General features: G+C 45.3%; 18 protein-coding genes. 12 read left to right on the top strand and 6 right to left on the bottom strand.

The genetic code is table 11. The features are described 5' to 3' along the window. The first annotated feature begins 5 nt into the window (after positions 1-5). The gene (locus K2225_RS11170; protein WP_220584806.1) at positions 6-1232 is read left to right on the top strand and encodes a S1C family serine protease; all 1227 of its coding nucleotides are present in this window, start codon (positions 6-8) and stop codon (positions 1230-1232) included. A gap of 405 nt (positions 1233-1637) precedes the next feature. Here K2225_RS11170 and K2225_RS11165 read toward each other — a convergent pair whose 3' ends face one another. Next, positions 1638-2339 carry a DUF2306 domain-containing protein gene (locus tag K2225_RS11165; protein WP_220584805.1) on the bottom strand — a complete coding sequence of 234 codons (702 nt, stop codon included), beginning with the start codon at positions 2337-2339 and terminating at the stop codon, positions 1638-1640. A gap of 108 nt (positions 2340-2447) precedes the next feature. Next, positions 2448-3788, bottom strand: a complete 1341-nt coding sequence (locus K2225_RS11160; protein WP_220584804.1) for an alanine/glycine:cation symporter family protein — start codon at positions 3786-3788, stop codon at positions 2448-2450. 226 nt (positions 3789-4014) lie between these two features. Here K2225_RS11160 and ltaE point away from each other — a divergent pair, with 226 nt between their 5' ends. Continuing rightward, the gene (gene ltaE / locus K2225_RS11155) at positions 4015-5037 is read left to right on the top strand and encodes a low-specificity L-threonine aldolase (RefSeq protein ID WP_220584803.1); all 1023 of its coding nucleotides are present in this window, start codon (positions 4015-4017) and stop codon (positions 5035-5037) included. Between the two features lie 262 nt (positions 5038-5299). Here ltaE and K2225_RS11150 read toward each other — a convergent pair whose 3' ends face one another. Further along, positions 5300-6661 carry an FAD-dependent oxidoreductase gene (locus K2225_RS11150; protein WP_220584802.1) on the bottom strand — a complete coding sequence of 454 codons (1362 nt, stop codon included), beginning with the start codon at positions 6659-6661 and terminating at the stop codon, positions 5300-5302. Positions 6662-6961: 300 nt separating this feature from the next. On the opposite strand from K2225_RS11150, the gene K2225_RS11145 reads away from it, so the two are divergent. The 9 genes from K2225_RS11145 (at position 6962) to K2225_RS11105 (ending at position 16462) form a co-directional block, all read left to right on the top strand. After that, on the top strand, positions 6962-8065 hold the full coding sequence (locus K2225_RS11145) for an endonuclease (protein ID WP_220584925.1): 1104 nt from the start codon (positions 6962-6964) through the stop codon (positions 8063-8065). A 175-nt stretch (positions 8066-8240) separates the two neighbouring features. Continuing rightward, complete coding sequence (locus K2225_RS11140; protein ID WP_220584801.1) at positions 8241-8705, top strand: NUDIX hydrolase; 465 nt, start codon at positions 8241-8243, stop codon at positions 8703-8705. Between the two features lie 67 nt (positions 8706-8772). Continuing rightward, entirely contained in the window at positions 8773-10047 is a 1275-nt protein-coding gene (locus K2225_RS11135; RefSeq protein WP_370632741.1) for a M48 family metallopeptidase, read from the top strand. Between the two features lie 163 nt (positions 10048-10210). After that, on the top strand, positions 10211-11575 hold the full coding sequence (locus K2225_RS11130) for a sigma-54 interaction domain-containing protein (RefSeq protein ID WP_220584799.1): 1365 nt from the start codon (positions 10211-10213) through the stop codon (positions 11573-11575). A gap of 204 nt (positions 11576-11779) precedes the next feature. Beyond that, positions 11780-12475: a CoA transferase subunit A gene (locus K2225_RS11125; RefSeq protein WP_115823022.1), complete on the top strand. Its 696-nt coding sequence runs from the start codon at positions 11780-11782 to the stop codon at positions 12473-12475. 18 nt (positions 12476-12493) lie between these two features. Then, on the top strand, positions 12494-13174 hold the full coding sequence (locus K2225_RS11120) for a 3-oxoacid CoA-transferase subunit B (protein WP_220584798.1): 681 nt from the start codon (positions 12494-12496) through the stop codon (positions 13172-13174). Positions 13175-13186: 12 nt separating this feature from the next. Beyond that, positions 13187-13963, top strand: a complete 777-nt coding sequence (locus K2225_RS11115) for a 3-hydroxybutyrate dehydrogenase (protein ID WP_220584797.1) — start codon at positions 13187-13189, stop codon at positions 13961-13963. Between the two features lie 18 nt (positions 13964-13981). Then, positions 13982-15160, top strand: a complete 1179-nt coding sequence (locus K2225_RS11110; protein WP_220584796.1) for a thiolase family protein — start codon at positions 13982-13984, stop codon at positions 15158-15160. Positions 15161-15178: 18 nt separating this feature from the next. Further along, positions 15179-16462 carry a GntP family permease gene (locus tag K2225_RS11105; RefSeq protein WP_220584795.1) on the top strand — a complete coding sequence of 428 codons (1284 nt, stop codon included), beginning with the start codon at positions 15179-15181 and terminating at the stop codon, positions 16460-16462. Between the two features lie 113 nt (positions 16463-16575). Here the strand turns inward: K2225_RS11105 and K2225_RS11100 are convergent, their stop codons facing one another. Beyond that, positions 16576-16881, bottom strand: a complete 306-nt coding sequence (locus tag K2225_RS11100) for a hypothetical protein (protein ID WP_220584794.1) — start codon at positions 16879-16881, stop codon at positions 16576-16578. A 163-nt stretch (positions 16882-17044) separates the two neighbouring features. On the opposite strand from K2225_RS11100, the gene rlmH reads away from it, so the two are divergent. Beyond that, entirely contained in the window at positions 17045-17524 is a 480-nt protein-coding gene (gene rlmH / locus K2225_RS11095; RefSeq protein ID WP_220584793.1) for a 23S rRNA (pseudouridine(1915)-N(3))-methyltransferase RlmH, read from the top strand. Positions 17525-17831: 307 nt separating this feature from the next. On the opposite strand, the gene K2225_RS11090 is transcribed toward rlmH, so the two are convergent. Next, positions 17832-19055, bottom strand: coding sequence for a methyl-accepting chemotaxis protein (locus tag K2225_RS11090; RefSeq protein ID WP_220584792.1), 1224 nt, complete (start codon positions 19053-19055; stop codon positions 17832-17834). Continuing rightward, positions 19052-19663 (bottom strand): ECF transporter S component, encoded by a 612-nt coding sequence (locus K2225_RS11085; RefSeq protein WP_483306104.1) that lies wholly within the window; start codon positions 19661-19663, stop codon positions 19052-19054. The genes K2225_RS11090 and K2225_RS11085 overlap by 4 nt, the downstream gene beginning before the upstream one ends. Position 19664 lies beyond the last annotated feature (1 nt).

The following is a 19664-nucleotide window of genomic DNA, read 5'->3' as shown; positions in this document are numbered from 1 at the left end:
GAGGCGTGGGTTATTATGATGATCATTCTCCTACCCGTCAGCAGAAACAACAGCGCAGGCGGTGGGTGATGCCGACAATTGTGGGAGGTATTTTAGGAGCCGTTCTTGTCTTACTGGCTTTACCGGCTTTGGTTCAGACAGAGTTACTTCCTTATGATATGACGATTCCAGAGGATGAGAGTGGACTTGTTGAAGATGATCAGGAGCTGACGGGAGGCACGACTAAAAACGTCCAGCTAGATGTAAATACCCAAATCACCGAAGTGGTTGAAAAAGTGACTCCCTCCGTTGTAGGAGTCGTCAATTTGCAGACCCGTCAAGATTTTTGGCAGCAGGAAGGCGACTCCGCCCAACAGGCAGGGGTAGGATCCGGCGTGATTTATAAAAAACAAGACGGTACCGCTTATGTCGTGACGAACAACCACGTCATTGAAGGGGCAAGTGAAATTGAAGTCGTCCTGGCCGATGAAACAAGGGTCAAAGCCCAGTTGATCGGAGGAGATTTGTTTACCGATTTGGCTGTTTTGAAGATGCCAGCCGATCAAGTTGAACAAGTTGCTGAGTTAGGGACTTCAGAAAACTTGAAAGTCGGTGAGCCGGCCATTGCTATCGGAAACCCTCTTGGTCTAAGTTTCGCAGGATCGGTCACTCAAGGAATCATCAGTGGTAAGGAACGGGCAATTCCTCAGGACTTTAACGGAGATGGGATGGAAGACTGGCAGGCGGAAGTCATTCAAACGGATGCAGCCATAAACCCTGGAAACAGTGGTGGAGCACTTATTAACATTGACGGTCAATTAATTGGCATTAATTCGATGAAAATTGCTCAGTCTTCAGTGGAAGGGATCGGTTTTGCTATTCCCATTGATTCAGCCAAGCCTATCATTGATGAATTGGAACAATATGGACAGGTGAATCGTCCGTACATTGGTATTGAAGCTTATGGTCTGAATGAGGTACCGAGCTCTGAATGGAACAATACACTGAACCTTCCTCAAGATGTAGACGGTGGTTTGTATATCCGCAGCATTCGACAAATGTCTCCAGCTGCTAAAGCAGGTCTTGAGCCATTGGATGTCATCACCGCTCTGGATGGAGAACCTGTGCAGGATATCATAGACTTGCGTAAATATCTGTACAATGAAAAAGATCCGGGGGATGAGATGGAAATCACGTATTACCGAGATGGTGAGAAAGCGACCACTACTCTGACGCTTGGATCCCAAGAGTAATTCAAACACAAAGAGTATCCTGCATTGGATACTCTTTTTCACGGTCAAAATTCGCTATAGTTCTACGATATTCGCCCTGATGTTATCCACAGGGTGTGAATAGTATTCTGGATAAGTGTCATATATGGTAGCAGAAAATATGTTCGCCACCATATAGATTCAATGATTGTGTATATGTGGATAATTTCCGTGGATAACCTGTTTATATTCAGGGGAAAGCTGTGAATATCAGAAAATTTACAAGGTTTGTGCATAAGTCTGTGGACAATTGTGGGTAACTATTTTCGTTAGTCTTAATTTTCCACATGTGTATAAATGCAAGCGGGTTTTTCACACGGTTTCTTCTTGTTTTCCATTGTTCCATACCATCAAAAATTGTCTAATGGTAACGATAAGCGATAATTATTAAGCGGTCTGTTTTTTCCTTTTCTGGATTTTGAATTTCTTTCTATAATGCCAATTAAATAGATAAATCAATGGTGTTAAAATGGCGGTAGGCACCAACCATAACCAGATGCTGATGCTTGATATATTCAACAAACGTGGAGCACCAAAGACGGTGAAGGCTGTAAGAGTAGCAATGGAACAGCCGATCAAATTTCCGAAATGCTCAAAATACCAGTGCGTTTTATTCTGCGGAGGAGTCAGCCAGTAATGCAGTTGTCCTCCACCAAGAATAATCCCTAAGATGGGGAAGTATTGAAGCAATGGAAAGTCGTAGATCCAGCCAAACACCATCGTGATGGCTGACATTAGGATTAGGAGAGTTGAAATTCCAAGGTCGTATCCATTTCGATGTTTGTCTGTACGTCGTTTAAAGCGCAAGACACGGATCCCCATCCATGCCGTTGCTGCACTTAATGTAGCAATGAAAAGTAGGAAAAAGGAAAAAGCTCGCGCTTCTGGTACCGTATAATCGAAAAAGATGCGATAGATTCCCATATACAAAGCTGTAGCTGCTACGGTGTACATGGCCGTAACGTAAATCCAGCCGACTTTTTTGTGGGTGTTTCCTCCTTTTTTCGTTACAAGGGGAATCCAAAAAACGCCAAGAGCACTGAATCCTGCGATTATATGGATGGTAAGCATGATTGAAAATAATAACATAGACACCGCTCCTTTCCTAACCTCCTCTATATATACGCTCTTAAGAAGCATCTCTCCTCCTTTTTTACTAGACGTTTACAAAAAAAAGACCGGCTTGCGCCGGTCTTTTTAATGGAGTTGATCTTGTTTCCATGTATTCTTGATGATTTTAGTTAATGCGAGGATTGCCATTAAGTTTGGCAGCACCATAAGCGCATTGAACGTGTCGGCCATTTGCCAGACGAAATCAACTTGGACAAGCGAACCTGCCACAATGAAGATCAATACAATACCGCGATACAAAGGAACTCCTTTTTCACCAAATAAGAACTTCACGTTCACTTCTCCGAAATAAGCCCATCCGAGAATCGTTGTGAAGGCAAAGAATAAGAGGCAGATTGCGATAAACGGAATCCCCAACTCTCCCAAGCCGCGTGCAAATCCTTCCTGTGTGATTGCACTTCCTTGCAAGTCTGTCTGGTGAGCATCTGTAATCAATATCACCATGGCTGTAAGAGTACAAATGATGACGGTATCGATGAATACACCGACCATAGCGACGAGTCCCTGATGGGATGGCCGTTTGACGTTTGCAACGGCGTGTGCATGTGGGGTCGAACCCATGCCAGCTTCATTTGAAAAGAGGCCGCGCGCAATTCCGTAGCGTATCGCTTCTTTAATCGTGGCACCGAGGACACCACCGCCGGCTGCTTCAGGACTGATAGCGGCTTGAACAATGAGTTGCAGTGTTGGAAGCACTTGGTCCCAAAAGTTCACCATAATGATGAGACTTCCAATGATATAGAGCAAGGCCATAACCGGTACGACATTTCCAGCAAAGGACGAAATCCGTGTAATGCCCCCAAATAAGATGAGTCCAATGAAAAAGGCAACGGCGACTCCTAGACCAAGGTTAAGCATGATGGAACTTGAACCCATCGCTTCGTTCATCGCGGTCGTAATTGCGTTGGATTGTACCATATTTCCGACAAATCCAAGGGCGATGATGATGGCAATAGCGAAGAATCCCGCGAGCCACTTGCTGCCAAGTCCGTCCCGGATGTAATACGCAGGGCCACCGTGGACCTGGTCTCCTTTTTTCACTTTATAAAGCTGAGCAAGAACGGCTTCTGCGAAAATTGTAGCCATCCCGAAGAAGGAGCTGATCCACATCCAAAAAATTGCCCCGGGACCACCCGCTGCGATGGCGGTCGCGACACCAGCAAGGTTCCCTGTTCCCACTTGCGCAGAAATCGAAGTTGCAAGCGCCTTGAAGGAGTGGATGCCTTCTGTTTTTTCTTTTTTAAAAAGTGGAGCAAACGTCTGCTTGAACCCTTGTCCGAGGGAGCGGACCTGGATGAAGCGCAGTTGGAACGTCAGCCATACACCTGTCCCAAGAAGGAAAATAAGCATAACTGGTCCCCATAAAAAGCTATTAATCTCTATAAATACGTTGGTTAGTTGTTCCATGGGTAAGATCCTTTCTTTCTTTAACATATGACCATGAAAAAGAGTATCTCACTTGCAAGCGTTTTAAGACAAGAGGAAATGTTATTTGGGAATTCGACAGCATTATTTTAGTATTCGACAAAGCTACTTAAGAATTCGAAAACGATATCTAAGTATCCATCCTTACCCCTCATGCTTTCCAAACTCTTATTCATTTACGTACAATAGAAAAAAAGGAGGGTTACTTATGATTGATTTGCGAAGTGATACCGTAACCAAACCGACGATGGCGATGCGTCAGGCAGCGTTTGAAGCAGAGGTCGGGGATGATGTGTACGAAGAAGATCCAACGGTTAAAAAACTGGAAGCCAAGGCGGCGGAAATGCTGGGGAAAGAGTCCGCTTTGTTTGTAACCAGTGGAACACAGGGGAACCAGATTGCTGTATTGACTCACTGCAACCCAGGGGATGAAGTGCTTCTGGAAGCGAACGCCCACCTTTTTCTATATGAAGGGGCGTCGATGTCTGCCCTTGCTGGCGTTCAGCCGCGGACGATCCAAGGGAGACGTGGGGTGATGGACCCTGAAGATGTAAAGGCCGCAATTCGGCCGGACGACATTCATTTTCCGGAAACGAGTTTGATTTGTCTCGAGAACACGCATAACAAAGCGGGTGGCGTTATCGTGCCGCTAGAAAACATGCAGGCGATTTATGAAGTAGCTCGAGAAGCAGGGATTCCCGTCCACCTTGATGGGGCACGCTTATTCAATGCGTCTGTCGCCTCAGGTGTCTCTTTGCACCGGTACGCTGATCAAACTGATACGGTACAGGTGTGTTTATCGAAAGGATTAGGTGCACCGGTTGGATCGATTATTGCGGGTTCCTATGACTTTATTCAGAGGGCGAGAAAGTGGAGAAAACGTCTCGGCGGAGGTTTGCGCCAAGTGGGGATGGTTGCAGGACCTGCCTATGTGGCCTTAACCGAGATGGTTGACCGGTTAGCAGAGGATCACGCACATGCAAGGCAACTGGCCAATGGTCTTCGGCAAGTGGAAGGTCTGAAAATCGAAAAGGTGGAAACGAATATTGTGCTCGTACATGTGGATGGACTGGGGGAAACCGCAGAATCCTTTTTACATAAGCTGAAGGAAGTCGGGATTCTGGCCGTGCCTTTTGGTCCCTCTACGGTCAGGTTCGTTACGAATTATGATGTGAGTGAAAGAGAGGTTGACCAGGTGATCAATATGGTTATTTCTCATTATCAGTATTAGGATTATCTTTTTGTGAATAGGGTATAGTTAGGCAATAAACCCAGGAGGTGGCTTTCATATCGGACATCCGAGCAAATAAGGTCAGACGAGGTTCGTCGGTCAATGATGAAAAATTTGCTGAGATGTTGTACAAGGATTCATTTGTTGATGGCATTCCGCTGGATGAGCTTGGCAAGGATTTGAGAAGAATGAAACGATATAGAAAAGAATTGAATAAAAGAAAATAGTCAAAACCCCATGGATGCATCCATGGGGGCATTTATTATACAAGTTCAGGTATCTGTTTCGGTTCCTGGCCCTGTGCTTCGAGACCAGCTTTGTTCAGGAAGTTCCACGGCTGGTTGAAGTGCGGCTGGAAAAAGAAATCCGTGTACGCCAGTTCATCGATCGTCATCCCCGTTTGGATGCACACGCTCATCGTGTTGATGGATTGTGTCACGTCCGCTTTGGAAATGACTTGCGCACCGAGGATGCGGCGAGTATCTGGGTTGATGGTCACTTTCAGCATGACTTTTTCTGCTGTCGGCATAAAGCCTGGACGATGAGTATCTTCAATTGTGATACTTTTCACATGAGTGTCTAAAAGTTGAGCTGAAGTCTCCGTTAGTCCAGTAGAAGCCATGTTCAGATCGAAAATGTGAAGGCCGGATGTGCCTTGGGTTCCGACATGTTTCATCGTCGGCTCCATCAAATTGCGGGCAGCTAATGTTCCCATACGGACAGCATTCGTTGCAAGTGGAATATACAAGTGTCCGCCCGTAGGGTTGTAAGGAACGGCACAACAGTCACCGGCTGCAAAAATATCTGGGTCACTCGTTTGCATATACTCATTGACTTTGATGGCGCCGTTACTGAGCATTTCAATTTTTCCTTTTAAGAGATCCGTGTTCGGACGGAAACCGACGCAAAGGATGACAAGGTCTGTTTCGTAGGTCCCTCTATTTGTTGTGACGGAAGAAACGGATCCATTGGTTCCCTCGAAACGCTGGACCGTTTCGTTCAATGCAAGCTCAATGCCGCGTGATTTGAAATCATCCTCGACAATAGTAGTGAATTCTTCATCTAAATATTTGTTTAAAATTCGATCTGCACCATCAATGAGTGTGACGTCTTTGCCTGCTTTTTCGAAAGCTTCTACAAGCTCGACACCGATATAGCCAGCGCCTACGACAGCCACTTTTTGCGCATCCTTTGCTCGCTCAATGATTGTGTTTGCCTGGTGGTAGTTTTTCGCAAGCAGGATGTTATCAAGTCCGATGCCTTCTATAGGAGGGGTGACTGGCCAGGAACCTGTCGTCATCACAAGTTTATCATAGGTGTCGTAGACTTTTTCACCTGTGACAAGGTTTGTGGCTTCAATCGTTCTTCTGACTGTATCGATGTGTTCCACGTCATGCTGCATCTTCATCGTTACACCAAGGTTTTTTAATTCTTCGGGGGATGAATAAAACAACCCTTGCGGATCCTCGACGACTCCTCCAACGTATAACGCTAACCCACAAGATAAAAAGGATACATTGTCATTTCGTTCATAAACTGTAATGTCTGCTTCAGGATACATTTTCGCCATATTTGTAACCGCAGCGGTACCTGCGTGTGTGCTTCCAATAACAGCAATTTTCATTGTGAATCCTCCTTGAATGTACATGTGAAGTTTTTCACATGTTGGATATGGCTCTATTATAAAGCGGTCCATTTTGAAAAACAACCCTTTTGCTCAATATTTCACATAATGATTTTTCTTTTTATGTGTGACCTTTATATGTGACCAGGTCATACATATTTTGGAAAGTTTGTAGATGCGGTGTTAAGGGACTGTGAGGTTTGTATTAATTCTGTGTGTAGTTGAAGGATATTAATACCCGGCGTGGAAAAGGTAGGCGAAGGTCTAATTTCTATAAAGGGAGTGCTTCATTTGAAAAGGATGTTCGTTTTTGTTTTTAGTCTTGTCCTTATTTTATCTGCTCATGGTGTTCAGGCTGCTGGAACGATCACTGTAGGCGATGCTTTGTACACTTCTAATGGAACAGATGTATCTGTAGAAGGGTATATTGTGGGGGTTCCTGTAAACATTGATACGGTAGAACAGAGCAATTTTACGAGTAATTATGCTTTAGCGGTGGCGGATGATGCATCCGAAACTCAGGTGGACAACATGATTTTTGTGAAGTTGGATTCGGAATATCGCAGTGAATACGGCCTGCAAAACAATCCTGGATTGGTGGGTACGAAAATCAGGGTGGATGGTACGAGGGATGATTATTTCTCTCATCAGGGCATTGAATACGTAACTTCAATATCCGAAGTCTCTGGTAATGATGGCGGAGGTGACAATGGAGGTACATACACAGGCAGCTACTATCAAGCGGCCGAAGGTTTGAATGGATATGCACTTAAGCAATCGCTGCATGATATCATTGATGACCATACCGAGCTTTCTTATTCCAACGTGTGGGATGCCCTGCGTCATACAGATGAAGATCCTTCAAACTCAAACAATGTACTGCTTTTATATTCCGGTAAGTCCTACAGTAAGTATGACAACGGAGGGTATGTCGATGACTGGAACCGTGAGCACGTCTGGGCGAAGTCACATGGAGGTTTCGGGACATCAATGGGAGCAGGGACAGATATCCATCATCTCCGCCCAACGGATGTAACCGTTAATTCAGCTCGCGGTAATCTGGACTTTGATGAAGGAGGATCTGCTTTTTACGAAGCACCTGGCACGTATTATGATGGTGATTCCTGGGAGCCTCGTGACAAGGTAAAAGGGGACGTTGCACGAATGATTTTTTATATGGCCGTCCGTTATGAGGGAGATCAGGGAGAGTTAGATCTGGAAATTGCAGATTATGTAGGGACGAACGGTCCATATTTAGGAAAGCTCTCCATATTGAAGGAATGGCATGCGCAGGATCCTGTGGACGCCTTTGAACGAAACCGAAATGAAGTCATCTATAAGGATTATCAGGGGAATCGCAATCCTTTCATTGATCATCCGGAATACGTTGAACAGATCTGGTAAACGGATCAAGGAAAGAACCGGACCACCATCCAGGTCCGGTTCTTTTTGTACCTTAATTACCAATATATGTATGAACTGGTACAACAATATTTGGATATGTTATCCCTCCGATGCAGGAGTTTGGTTTTTGGGTGTGGTAGTTTATAGGGTATGAGAATTTTCAGGAGGGGATTGGATGGCGAGGGATGTTCGGTTCAAGGTGGAGGGGCAGCGGTTCAATTACCGAGCGGCTGGTATATTAATAGAAAACGAACATGTGCTTCTACATAAACAGGTGAATGACACGTATTGGGCGCTTCCGGGTGGAGGCATTGAACTCGGGGAAGCGTCGGAAGATACAATCGTTCGTGAAATGGAAGAGGAGCTTGGCTATACCGTTGAGGTAGAACGTACGGTATGGATGGCGGAGACGTTTTTTGAACACCGCGGGGATGATATGCATGAGGTGGCTTTATACTACTTATTGCACACAGAAGAAGCGATATACAGAGAAGGATCTTTCCATGGACTTGAAGGGGAGCGGTTGATCTATCAATGGATTCCGCTAGCAGACTTGAAAGAAATCGATGTACGACCGCCATTTCTCGGAAAAGCATTAAGGAATGTTCCATGTGAAACATCGCATCTCATTGTTAAATGATAAGGGAGTTCTAGTCACTCACATAAGCTCGTACAATGGTACGAGTCCTATTTTCGGAGGTGGGGAAGTGAAGAAGAAGTTCGTCACTTGGACGCTCGTGTTGTATGTCATTTATGGTCTTTTGCTAGGCCTTTATTTTTTCCAGTGGACCGATGTCGGTGTTCCCCCAGCCTATGAAGGAACGGCTGCGGATCCTGCGACATTCATGACAGAAAAGGAGCTTGAACTAAGTCAGGAGTATTCGCGGTATCAAAACTTCTTATCTTTTCTTGGAGAGCCGCTGGAGTGGATGATTTATCTTGGTGTGATGATTTTCGGTGCCTCGGTGGTTTTTAAAAATTTCGGCAAGCAAATTTCCCGTTTTCGCGTCATTCAAATCCCGATCTTTGTATTACTCCTGCAGACGTTGACAACGATTCTATTGTTCCCAATGGATTACGCGAGAAGATGGTTGTCGGTGGAATATGGCATTTCCACACAAAGCTTTTCCAGTTGGATGCGCGATGAGCTGATTGGGTTTTGGATCGGATTCATCATCATGGCCCTGCTCATCACAGTCCTTTACTTCCTTATGAAAAAGTTTGAAAAGCGCTGGTGGTTGATCGCCTGGGTGCTCATGATCCCGTTTTTATTTTTTATGATGTACTTACAGCCGGTCGTCATTGATCCGATTTACAACGATTTTACTGAGCTTCAAAATAAGCAGCTTGAAGAGAAAATCCTCACGCTTGCGGATGAAGCAGATGTTCCAGCTGATCGGGTATATGAAGTGAATATGTCTGAGAAGACGAACAGTATGAATGCTTACGTGAACGGAATTGGTTCGAATTTGCGGATCGTGCTGTGGGACACGACACTGAATCGTCTTCAGGAAAATGAAGTGCTGTTTATTATGGCGCATGAAATCGGCCATTATGTCATGAATCACTTGTATTGGAATCTCGCCGGTGTTATTGTCGCGACGTTCTTTGGGCTTTATTTCACCTATCATTTATTGCGATACGCAACGCGCAGATGGGGAGAAAGGCTTGGGTTTACGAGAGTATCCGATATTTCTAGTTTACCTATGTTCTTCCTTATCCTTACGCTGCTTTCGTTCTTATCCAGTCCAGTGGAGCTTGCCATTTCAAGGAATGCCGAAACCGACGCTGACCAGTACGCGATTGAAATGACCCGGGATCCGGATGCGGCAATCGGTTCGTTCCAGGAGCTTACCGTGAACGGTTTGAGCGATGTCCACCCACCTGCGCTCGTCAAATATTTACGCTACGGACACCCGACCATGATGGAACGCATCCATATGCTTGAGACTTATCAAGGCATTGATGTGAAAGAAGAGTAATAGACTTACAATATATGCCACACCAGGTCATCCAGAATATGGATGACCTGGTGTGGTATTTTTTAGGTTGTATCTAGTATGTGCGAAGGGATTCTGATAGACTCTTAATAAATGAGTTTGTAAACGTTATCATGTTAAATAGGAAGAAAGAGGAGGGTATGGGATGCTTTCTATGCTTGAAGATTACCGGAATCAAGTGCTTGAGACGTTGTTTGGAAATGTGGAACATTGTATTGTCGTTGTTGATCGAGAAGGATGCATTTCTTATATGAATGAAAGCTACTGCCGGTTCATTGATGTTGATCAATCGACGGTGAAAGGGAAGCATGTAACGGACGTCATTGAAAATACGCGTATGCATATTGTCGCGGATACTGGGGAAGAAGAAATGGCCGACCTTCAGCAGATCCGTGGCGATTATATGATTGCCCATCGCATTCCACTCTGGGAAAACGGTGAGGTGATCGGTGCCCTTGGTATGGTTCTTTTCCGTGATACGGATGAGTGGAAAATTATGAACACACATATCAAGGATCTGCTTCTTGAGCTTGAAACCTACCGTAATCAAATGCAGCAGCAAAACGGAGCCAAATACTCCCTGCATGACATCATTACAAGCTCTCCTGACGTTTTACAGTTAAAAGAAAAGATTCGCAAAACGGCACACAGCGATGTTTCTGTTCTGTTGCGAGGGGAGAGTGGAACAGGGAAAGAGCTTTTCGCTCACAGCATCCATCACCTCAGCGAGCGGAGCACAAAGCCTTTTGTGAAAGTGAACTGTGCAGCTATCCCAGAGGATCTCATCGAAGCGGAGCTGTTCGGCTATCAGGACGGCGCGTTTACGGGTGCGAAAAAAGGTGGCAAGCCTGGGAAATTCCAGCTCGCCCATGGCGGGACGCTTTTTCTTGATGAAATCGGGGACATGCCTTTAAGAGCACAGGTGAAAATTTTGCGCGCTCTTCAGGAAGGAGAAATCGAAGCGGTGGGAGCAGTTCAGCCACAGCAAGTGGATGTCCGCATCATCGCTGCAACCAACCAGTCGCTGGAAGAAATGATTCAGGAGCAGCGCTTCCGTGAGGACCTTTTTTACAGAATCAATGTCGTCCAGATTGATATCCCTCCTCTTCGTACGAGACGTGGTGACATCAAAATCCTCTCCAAATATTTACTGCAGAAAATATCCGACCGTACAGGCAAACGTGTGGAAGATTTTTCGAAAGCGGTCGAAGACGTTTTTTACAAATACCACTGGCCGGGTAATGTCCGTGAGCTTGAAAACGTCATCGAGTCAGCGGTGCATATGACCGACGGAGAAGCGATTCAATATGAAGATCTTCCTGCTCATCTTCAAAAGGAATCTGCTCCTGCTCACGAGGCGGAAACGCTGAAACAAATAGTCGAAGAGACCGAAAAACAAGCGATTCAAAAAGTGTTAAAGGAAACAGAGGGGGATAAAAGTTTGGCTGCGAAACGGCTGGGCATTGGAAAATCATCTCTATATGATAAAGTGAAAAAATACAATCTCTAACCATTCCAGAAATCAGGAATCTATTCCGGAATTCTGGAATGGTTCTTTTTATGTGCTTATGTAAGGGTTTTCATTAAATGCGCGCGCCTCTTTCCATGAATCCGTAAAAAAGATTTCACAAAAGATTCAAAATCCTTGATGCATCAATACCGTAAAGTTGGCATGAAACTTGCATGTAAATAGGTGAAGGGAGTGTGAAGACTCATGAAACAAATTTATTCATCATTTCATGAAGCTGTGAAAGATATAAAGGATCATTCAACAATTATGGTAGGAGGATTCGGGCTCGTCGGAATACCGGAGAACTTGATTCTTGCCCTGGTCGAATCGAACGTGAAGCATTTGACGGTCATCTCCAACAACTGCGGTGTCGATGATTGGGGACTCGGACTACTTTTGAAAAATAAACAGATTGATAAAATGATAGGCTCGTACGTCGGAGAAAACAAGGAATTCGAACGTCAGGTACTTGCAGGTGAGCTTGAAGTCGAACTAACGCCTCAAGGAACGTTGGCTGAGAAAATCCGTGCAGGTGGAGCGGGAATCCCGGCCTTTTACACACCAGCGGGAGTTGGTACTCCAATCGCGGAAGGCAAAGAGGTACGCACATTCAACGGTAAGGAATACCTTTTACAAGAAGGGTTGACGGCGGACTTCAGTCTTGTCCGTGCCTTTAGAGGCGACCGTCACGGAAATCTCGTGTACAACAAAACCGCCCGCAACTTCAACCCAATGATGGCGGCAGCCGGTGCCGTGACAATTGCAGAAGTCGAAGAACTCGTCGAACCGGGTGAATTGGAAGCAGATGCGATTCACACGCCGGGCATTTATGTGCAAGGACTGATTGAAGGGCAGCAGGAAAAGCGAATTGAACGTTATACGGTAAAAGCAGAAGCATAAATAGGAGGTAGATGAACAATGGCAGTACAAAAAGATAAAGCGGCAATCCGCGAAATGATTGCCAGACGAGCAGAGCAGGAAATTAAAAGCGGTTACTATGTAAACCTTGGAATCGGCATGCCGACAATGGTCGCGAACTACATCCAGCCGGATAAAGAAGTCGTGCTTCAATCGGAAAACGGCCTCTTGGGTATCGGCCGCTCTCCTTATGAGCATGAAGTCGATCCCGATTTAATCAATGCCGGAAAAGAAACGGTGACGGCGTCTGTCGGTGCCGCTTACTGCGACAGTGCGGAATCGTTTGCCATGATCCGCGGGGAGCACCTTGACTTAGCCATTTTAGGCGGGATGGAAGTTGCAGAAAACGGAGACCTTGCCAACTGGATGATCCCAGGAAAAATGATTAAAGGCATGGGTGGTGCGATGGACATCGTACACGGTTCAAAAAAGGTCGTCATTATCATGGATCATGTTAACAAGCACGGCGATCCGAAGATCTTGAAGGAATGCAAACTGCCGCTGACAGGAAAAGGCGTCGTCGACCGCATTATTACTGATCGTGCTGTCATGGACGTAACGGACGAAGGCCTGAAGCTCGTTGAAATTGCTGAAGGATGGACGGTAGACGAAATCAAAGAACAGACAGAAGCAGAACTCATCATCAGTGACGAACTTTTAAAAATGCCATCCAGCAAATAAGGAGGAACACCCATGGTTGAAAACAAAGTGGTATTCATTACAGGTGCAGCGAGCGGAATCGGGTATGAAATCGGAACCGAATTCGCCCGTAACGGAGCAAAAGTAGCACTCAGTGATATCAATGAGGAAAAAGTGAAAGAAGCAGCGGATCGTTTGAATCAGGAAGGACTGCAGGCGATCGGACTTGTCTGTGACGTAACGAAAGAAGAACAGATTCAGAGTGCGATCGATGAAACGGTAGAAAAACTCGGCCGTCTTGATGTGCTTGTCAACAATGCAGGATTGCAGCACGTTGCGTCGATAGAAGAGTTTCCAACAGAGAAGTTCGAATTGATCACAAAAATCATGTTGGTTGCCCCGTTCATGGCGACGAAACATGCTTTTCCGATTATGAAAAAACAAGGATTCGGCCGCATCATCAACATGGCGTCCATCAACGGTTTAATTGGTTTTGCCGGCAAGTCTGCCTATAACAGTGCGAAACACGGGGTCATCGGCCTTACGAAAGTGACGGCTCTTGAAGGTGCAGAAGACGGCATCACCGTCAATGCAGTCTGTCCGGGTTACGTTGACACGCCACTTGTGCGCAATCAACTTGAGGATCTGGCTAAAAACCGTGGCGTTTCTTTAGAAAAAGCGCTGGAAGAAGTCATTTATCCGCTTGTTCCACAAAAGCGTCTTTTGACCGTTCAGGAAATTGCGGATTACACGCTGTTCCTTGCAAGCAACAAATCCAAAGGAGTCACAGGCCAAGCGGTCGTCATCGATGGCGGTTATACGGCTCAATAAACGAAAGGGGATTTTTACATGAAACCAGTCTATATCGTAGAAGGGGCCCGCACCCCATTTGGTACGTTCGGAGGTTCTCTGAAAGACGTCGACCCGACCGATTTAGGCGTAACAGCAAGTAAAGAAGCATTGAAACGAAGCGGTATTTCCGCAGAACATATCGATCTCACCATCATGGGGAATGTCATCCATTCTTCTCAAAATGCACCTTACTTAGCACGACACATTTCCTTGAAAACAGGCGTGCCGCACACTAGCCCGGCTCTCGCGGTCAACCGTTTGTGTGGATCAGGCATGCAATCCGTCATATCGGCAGCCCAGTCCATTCAGCTTGGGGAAGGGGAAACGGCTTTAGCTGGTGGTGTGGAAAGCATGAGCCTTGCCCCTCACGCGATGCGCGGCAGCCGTTTTGGCACCAAGCTCGGTACACCGAAAGTTGACGACATGCTCTGGGCCGCCTTGACGGATGAGTACATCGGGGCGGGTATGGGTGTAACCGGTGAAAACCTTGCGGAGAAGTATGAAATTTCAAGAGAACAACAGGATGAGTATGCGACACGCAGCCACAAGCTTGCAGCGGAAGCCCGTTCCACTGGAAAATTTGCAGATGAAATCGTCCCTGTTGAAATTAAGACACGTAAAGGCACAAAGGTAGTCGATCAAGATGAGCATATACGTGAAGATACCAACCCTGAATCCTTATCCAAGCTGAAGCCTGCCTTCAAAAAGGACGGCACGGTGACAGGCGGGAACGCGAGTGGAATTAATGACGGAGCGGGTGCTGTTGTTTTAGCAAGCGAAAATTATGTGAGCGATCACAATGTTCAGCCGATCGCTAAGATCCTTTCGTGGTCCGTTGCCGGCGTTGAACCTGAATACATGGGCATCGGTCCTGCACCAGCGATTCGTCAGGCTTTGGAAAAAGCAGAGCTTTCACTTGATGATATGGACCTCATCGAAGTAAACGAAGCGTTTGCATCTCAATACCTTGCCGTTGAAAAAGAACTGGGTCTCAACCGTGACAAAGTGAACGTCAACGGGGGAGCGATTGCCCTCGGTCATCCGATCGGCGTAAGCGGCACGCGTGTATTGTACACGATGATCAAGGAACTTAAACGAAGAGGTGGACGTTACGGCGTCGCATCGTTATGCATCGGCGGCGGTCAAGGCATCGCCATGGTCGTCGAGACTCAATAAACATAAGGAGGAAAAACCATGCTCGGAATTTTTCTCGGACTTGCCGTATTGATGGCCCTCGCCTACTTAGGCTGGTCAATCATCTGGGTGGCGCCCATCGCAGCTGGTGTCGTCGCCCTCACCGGCGGTCTTGATCTACTCGAAGCTTATAAAGATACATACATGGGCGGATTCGTCGCCTTCGCTAAAGACTGGTTCCCGGTCTTTATGCTCGGAGCCATTTTCGGAAAACTGATGGAAGACACAGGGATGGCCCGATCCGTCGCGGTCGCTTTTACAAAATTGATTGGTACACAGCGTGCGATTTTAGGGGTGCTCGTATCTGCCGCAGTTCTGACGTATGGTGGAGTCAGTCTTTTCGTCGTTGTTTTCGCGGTCTATCCATTGGCACTATCCCTGTTCCGTGAAGCGAACATCAGTCGAAAGCTAATTCCTGCTACTGTCGCATTAGGAGCGTTTACGTTTACGATGACAGCTCTTCCGGGTTCACCGCAAATTCAGAACCTGATCCCGATGGAATACTTCCAGACGGATGCCATGGCAGCCCCTGTCATGGGTATAATAGCGGGTATCATCATGGGTGGTGGAGGTTACTTTTACCTGAGGTGGCGTGAGAAGAAACTTGTCGCTCAAGGAGAGGTTTTCACAGAACCGAAAGAAAAGAATGAAATGGATCAACCTGATGAAACACCGAACTTCTTCTTGTCCCTTTTGCCATTATTAACGGTTCTTCTTACATTGAATCTATTAGACTGGGACGTTGTCACGGCATTGATTTCGGGAATCGTACTCATCATGCTCCTGAATGTGACAATGTACAAGAAGTTCATCCCATCCATGAACAGTGGAGCGGGCGGTTCCGTCATTGCCATCATCAACACGAGTGCCGCGGTCGGGTTCGGTACAGTCGTACGTGAAGTCCCTGGATTCGCCAACCTGACACAATTGCTGATGGGCATTAAAGGAAACCCATTGATCTCAGAAGCAATCGCTGTTAACGTGCTCGCAGGTGCAACCGGTTCCGCATCCGGCGGGATGGGAATTGCCCTTGAAGCACTGGGTTCTAAGTATTATGAAATCGCCATGAACACTGGAATCAGTCCGGAAGCTTTTCACCGCGTAGCTTCTCTGTCTTCCGGTGGTCTCGATGCGCTTCCACATAACGGAGCGGTCTTGACACTGTTTGCGATTACGGGAATGACGCATAAAGACAGCTATAAGGATATTTTTGTCGTTGCTGTACTCATTCCGGTGATCTCTGTTGCTTTCGTTATTTTATTGAACACGATTGGAATTCTATAAGAGTCGAACAACCATTATTTAACAGCAGACCAGGTCATCCATATATTGGATGACCTGGTCTGTTTGATATAAAAAAAGAACCCGCCGAAACCCGGGTTCCTTTGTAATACGATCTATTTCTTTCTGTTGAACGTCTTGTCTTTAATCGATTTAAACGCTTTGGAAGAATTGTCCACGGTCTTTCCGATGACATCTGAACCTTTCTCAGAGGCTTTCTTAACGATATCACCGGAAGAATCTACCGTCTTCCCAATCAACCCACCTTCACCCGTAATCGACTTAATAATCTTGCCAGAGGTGTCGACTGTATTATGAATGAAGTCATTGGCTTCTTTGGATACCCCTTTGACAAATCCATCATCTTTCTTCTTGGCCTGCTCATTTTCCCTAGAGTCGTTGTTCTTCTTGAATTCACTCATGCTGTCATCTCCTCTTTAGGAATTAGTGGCTTACAATCCATGTCTATGTTGATCATGGACACTTATGAATAATTCCCATTTTCTGTATGACCTGGTACGTCTAATTATGGAAATCCACTTCGTGGTACACTAGAGACAAATAAGCTTGACGGAGGAATACGGCATGAAGATTACGATTATTAGTGTTGGGAAGTTAAAGGAGAAATATCTGAAGCAGGGAATCGCAGAATATGTGAAACGGCTCGGCCCCTATGCGAAAGTGGATGTCATTGAGGTCCCAGATGAAAAAGCACCAGAAAACTTAAGTGAAGCGCAAATGGTGGAAGTGAAGCAAAAAGAAGGAGAGCGCATCCTTTCAAAGATTTCACAGGATACATATGTCATTACATTAGAAATTGAAGGCAAGCAACTCACATCCGAGAAGCTGGCGAAGAAAATGGACGAGCTTGCTACGTACGGGAAAAGTAAAGTAGCGTTTGTGATTGGAGGTTCGCTTGGGTTGAGTAATGAGGTCCTGGAGCGAAGTGATTATGGGTTGTCGTTTTCGAATATGACGTTTCCGCACCAGTTGATGCGGCTGATGTTGGTGGAACAGGTGTATCGTGCATTCAAAATCATACGAAACGAGCCATATCATAAGTGACAATTTTTTTGATTAACTTTTACCGTGTGAACATGGAGTTTTCCCCTATCTAGATTTCGGCAAATAAAAAAGACTGCATCACTATTCAATAGTGATGCAGTCTTTTGTCTACTATAAAACGAATCATGATATATGTGATGTGTATTTCCCTGTAAATCTCTCCTTTGCATCAAAATTCAAAGAAGGATAGCCCCTATTATTAGATTAACCGGTATAACCGGTATAACCGGTATATGGAGCCACTTGACCATTTATTTTCGCATACTCCCTCTTTATCTAGAGAAAGGGTTCAAGGATTAAGTACTGGTCAAGAGCTTATTTTTTCTTCTTTTCGTTTATTCATTTCACTAGGCCTTAACCAACGAACATTTTCTGTGTTCGATCTATACTGCTGAAGAGTTTGTTTCACTTCTTGAATGTGCTGTGTCATCGTCATAGCCGTCATGTCCAGTTCCATCATAGTAGCTTGCTGTTCCATAATTTTTTCTGAAGATCCTTCGGTGTGTGCAGAAAGTTGAACGGTCAATTCATGAATGGCATTAAATTTATTCTGCGTTGCCTGTTTTTCTTCCAAGACTTCATCGGAAAGGGCTTGAACTTGAGTCGATTGATGATAGAGTGTTGAAATATTACCCAACACCTCGTCAAAGATCTGGGTCATTTCTTCTGCTTTTTCTTTCCCCACATATAATGTTATGGTTTCGGTTTGATACGACTGCTTTTGCTCTGCAATGCTGTGATTGACATGACTGATTACCGTCTCAATATCGCTTGCACTCTCTTTCACCTGGGCGGAAAGCTTTCGTATTTCATCAGCGACCACGCCAAATCCTCTCCCATGCTCACCAGCTCGAGCGGCCTCGATGGATGCATTTAAAGCTAGTAGATTGGTTTGGTTTGAAATGTATTCAATGGATCCGAGAGCCTCTGTGACCTTTTTCATTTGAGAAAGTAGTCTCTCATTAAAGTTTCCAAACTGCTCTGTGGCTTGAAGGATTTCTGAGAAGACAGCATTGAATTGATCGACTTTTTCTTTACCGCTGGTCGAGAGGGTTCGTACGGTTTCAGAGGTCTCCGCAGATGTCTTGATGGTATTTCCTAAAGAATCGATCATTCCCTGAATGGTTTCCATTTGTTTTTGAAAATCGTTGAGATGGTCTTGTTCAGTTTGAATGTTCTCTACCATTGTCATGAGTTGTTGATTGACTTGTTCGGATGTTTCCGAAGACTGTTGGTTCATTGTATTCAAATGTTCACTGTGAGCTTCTATATGTCTCAACTCTTCCAATGAAGCAGTAATCGCCTGATGGTCTACTGTTGACACTGCTTCTTCCTGAATATCTTCGTCATGGCCCTCTTTGTTTCTTTTCTGTCTTAACCAATAGGAGATTGCGAGAAGGATACTGATCACCAAAAATCCTGCGAAACTTAACAGGGGCGACAGGAAAAAAGGTAAAGAGAAGCTTCCAATTCCATACATAAAGATGGCCATTATGTAAAACCATGGGGGTTGAATCGTATTCTTTCTCATGCGGCTAGATTCTTCCTTTCTGGTTGGATCGAGCGTTGTAAACGTAAAGAGAAAGGAAGCCCAATAGAATAGACCATGGCAACTTTTATTAAATTAAAAGGAAGAATAACGAAAAGAACGGCTGTCGTAAAGTCTGTGGCCATTGGGTTGAACTGGGTGAAGCCCTCTACATATTGTGCTTCACTGATTCCCATAAGGTTCATGATTGAAGGCAGGATAAAGTAGTAATTCAAGAGATACATAGATGTTATAAAAAGAAGCACAGATAAGATGTAACTGCTTATATGAATCTTTTTTCTGAAGTGGTAAAATGTCCCGATTAATCCTACCATTAAAGACCCTGATAAAAAGTTGGCGACCTGTCCTACAGGTAAGCCGACGTAGCTTCCATGGGAGATGTAGTCCACGATGTTTTTTAAGAGCTGAATGAGAATCCCCGCTACAGGTCCGAGTGTGATGGCTCCGACTAAGGCTGGAATATCACTAACATCCAAAGTGAGAAAGGGAGGGAAGAATGGGACGGGAAACTTGATGTAATAAAGTAAAATACTGATGGCAGACAAAATACCGATGGTTGTCATACGTTGTAATTTGGACGGTGTGGTCATG

The sequence above is a fragment of the Halobacillus sp. Nhm2S1 genome (assembly GCF_019599545.1).
In the GTDB taxonomy this organism is placed as follows: Bacteria; Bacillota; Bacilli; order Bacillales; family Halobacillaceae; genus Halobacillus.
This window is presented reverse-complemented; position numbering and strand designations above follow the sequence as displayed.

What these genes read in the sequence shown, in the direction of transcription:
- rlmH (WP_220584793.1), top strand. Translation starts at nt 17,045, where the DNA reads ATGAAGATTACGATTATTAGTGTTGGGAAGTTAAAGGAGAAATATCTG.
- K2225_RS11125 (WP_115823022.1), top strand. Translation starts at nt 11,780, where the DNA reads ATGAAACAAATTTATTCATCATTTCATGAAGCTGTGAAAGATATAAAG.
- K2225_RS11140 (WP_220584801.1), top strand. Translation starts at nt 8,241, where the DNA reads ATGGCGAGGGATGTTCGGTTCAAGGTGGAGGGGCAGCGGTTCAATTAC.
- K2225_RS11115 (WP_220584797.1), top strand. Translation starts at nt 13,187, where the DNA reads ATGGTTGAAAACAAAGTGGTATTCATTACAGGTGCAGCGAGCGGAATC.
- K2225_RS11100 (WP_220584794.1), bottom strand. Translation starts at nt 16,881, where the DNA reads ATGAGTGAATTCAAGAAGAACAACGACTCTAGGGAAAATGAGCAGGCC.
- K2225_RS11160 (WP_220584804.1), bottom strand. Translation starts at nt 3,788, where the DNA reads ATGGAACAACTAACCAACGTATTTATAGAGATTAATAGCTTTTTATGG.
- K2225_RS11165 (WP_220584805.1), bottom strand. Translation starts at nt 2,339, where the DNA reads ATGTTATTATTTTCAATCATGCTTACCATCCATATAATCGCAGGATTC.
- K2225_RS11145 (WP_220584925.1), top strand. Translation starts at nt 6,962, where the DNA reads ATGTTCGTTTTTGTTTTTAGTCTTGTCCTTATTTTATCTGCTCATGGT.
- K2225_RS11130 (WP_220584799.1), top strand. Translation starts at nt 10,211, where the DNA reads ATGCTTTCTATGCTTGAAGATTACCGGAATCAAGTGCTTGAGACGTTG.
- ltaE (WP_220584803.1), top strand. Translation starts at nt 4,015, where the DNA reads ATGATTGATTTGCGAAGTGATACCGTAACCAAACCGACGATGGCGATG.
- K2225_RS11090 (WP_220584792.1), bottom strand. Translation starts at nt 19,055, where the DNA reads ATGAGAAAGAATACGATTCAACCCCCATGGTTTTACATAATGGCCATC.
- K2225_RS11105 (WP_220584795.1), top strand. Translation starts at nt 15,179, where the DNA reads ATGCTCGGAATTTTTCTCGGACTTGCCGTATTGATGGCCCTCGCCTAC.
- K2225_RS11150 (WP_220584802.1), bottom strand. Translation starts at nt 6,661, where the DNA reads ATGAAAATTGCTGTTATTGGAAGCACACACGCAGGTACCGCTGCGGTT.
- K2225_RS11085 (WP_483306104.1), bottom strand. Translation starts at nt 19,663, where the DNA reads ATGACCACACCGTCCAAATTACAACGTATGACAACCATCGGTATTTTG.
- K2225_RS11110 (WP_220584796.1), top strand. Translation starts at nt 13,982, where the DNA reads ATGAAACCAGTCTATATCGTAGAAGGGGCCCGCACCCCATTTGGTACG.
- K2225_RS11120 (WP_220584798.1), top strand. Translation starts at nt 12,494, where the DNA reads ATGGCAGTACAAAAAGATAAAGCGGCAATCCGCGAAATGATTGCCAGA.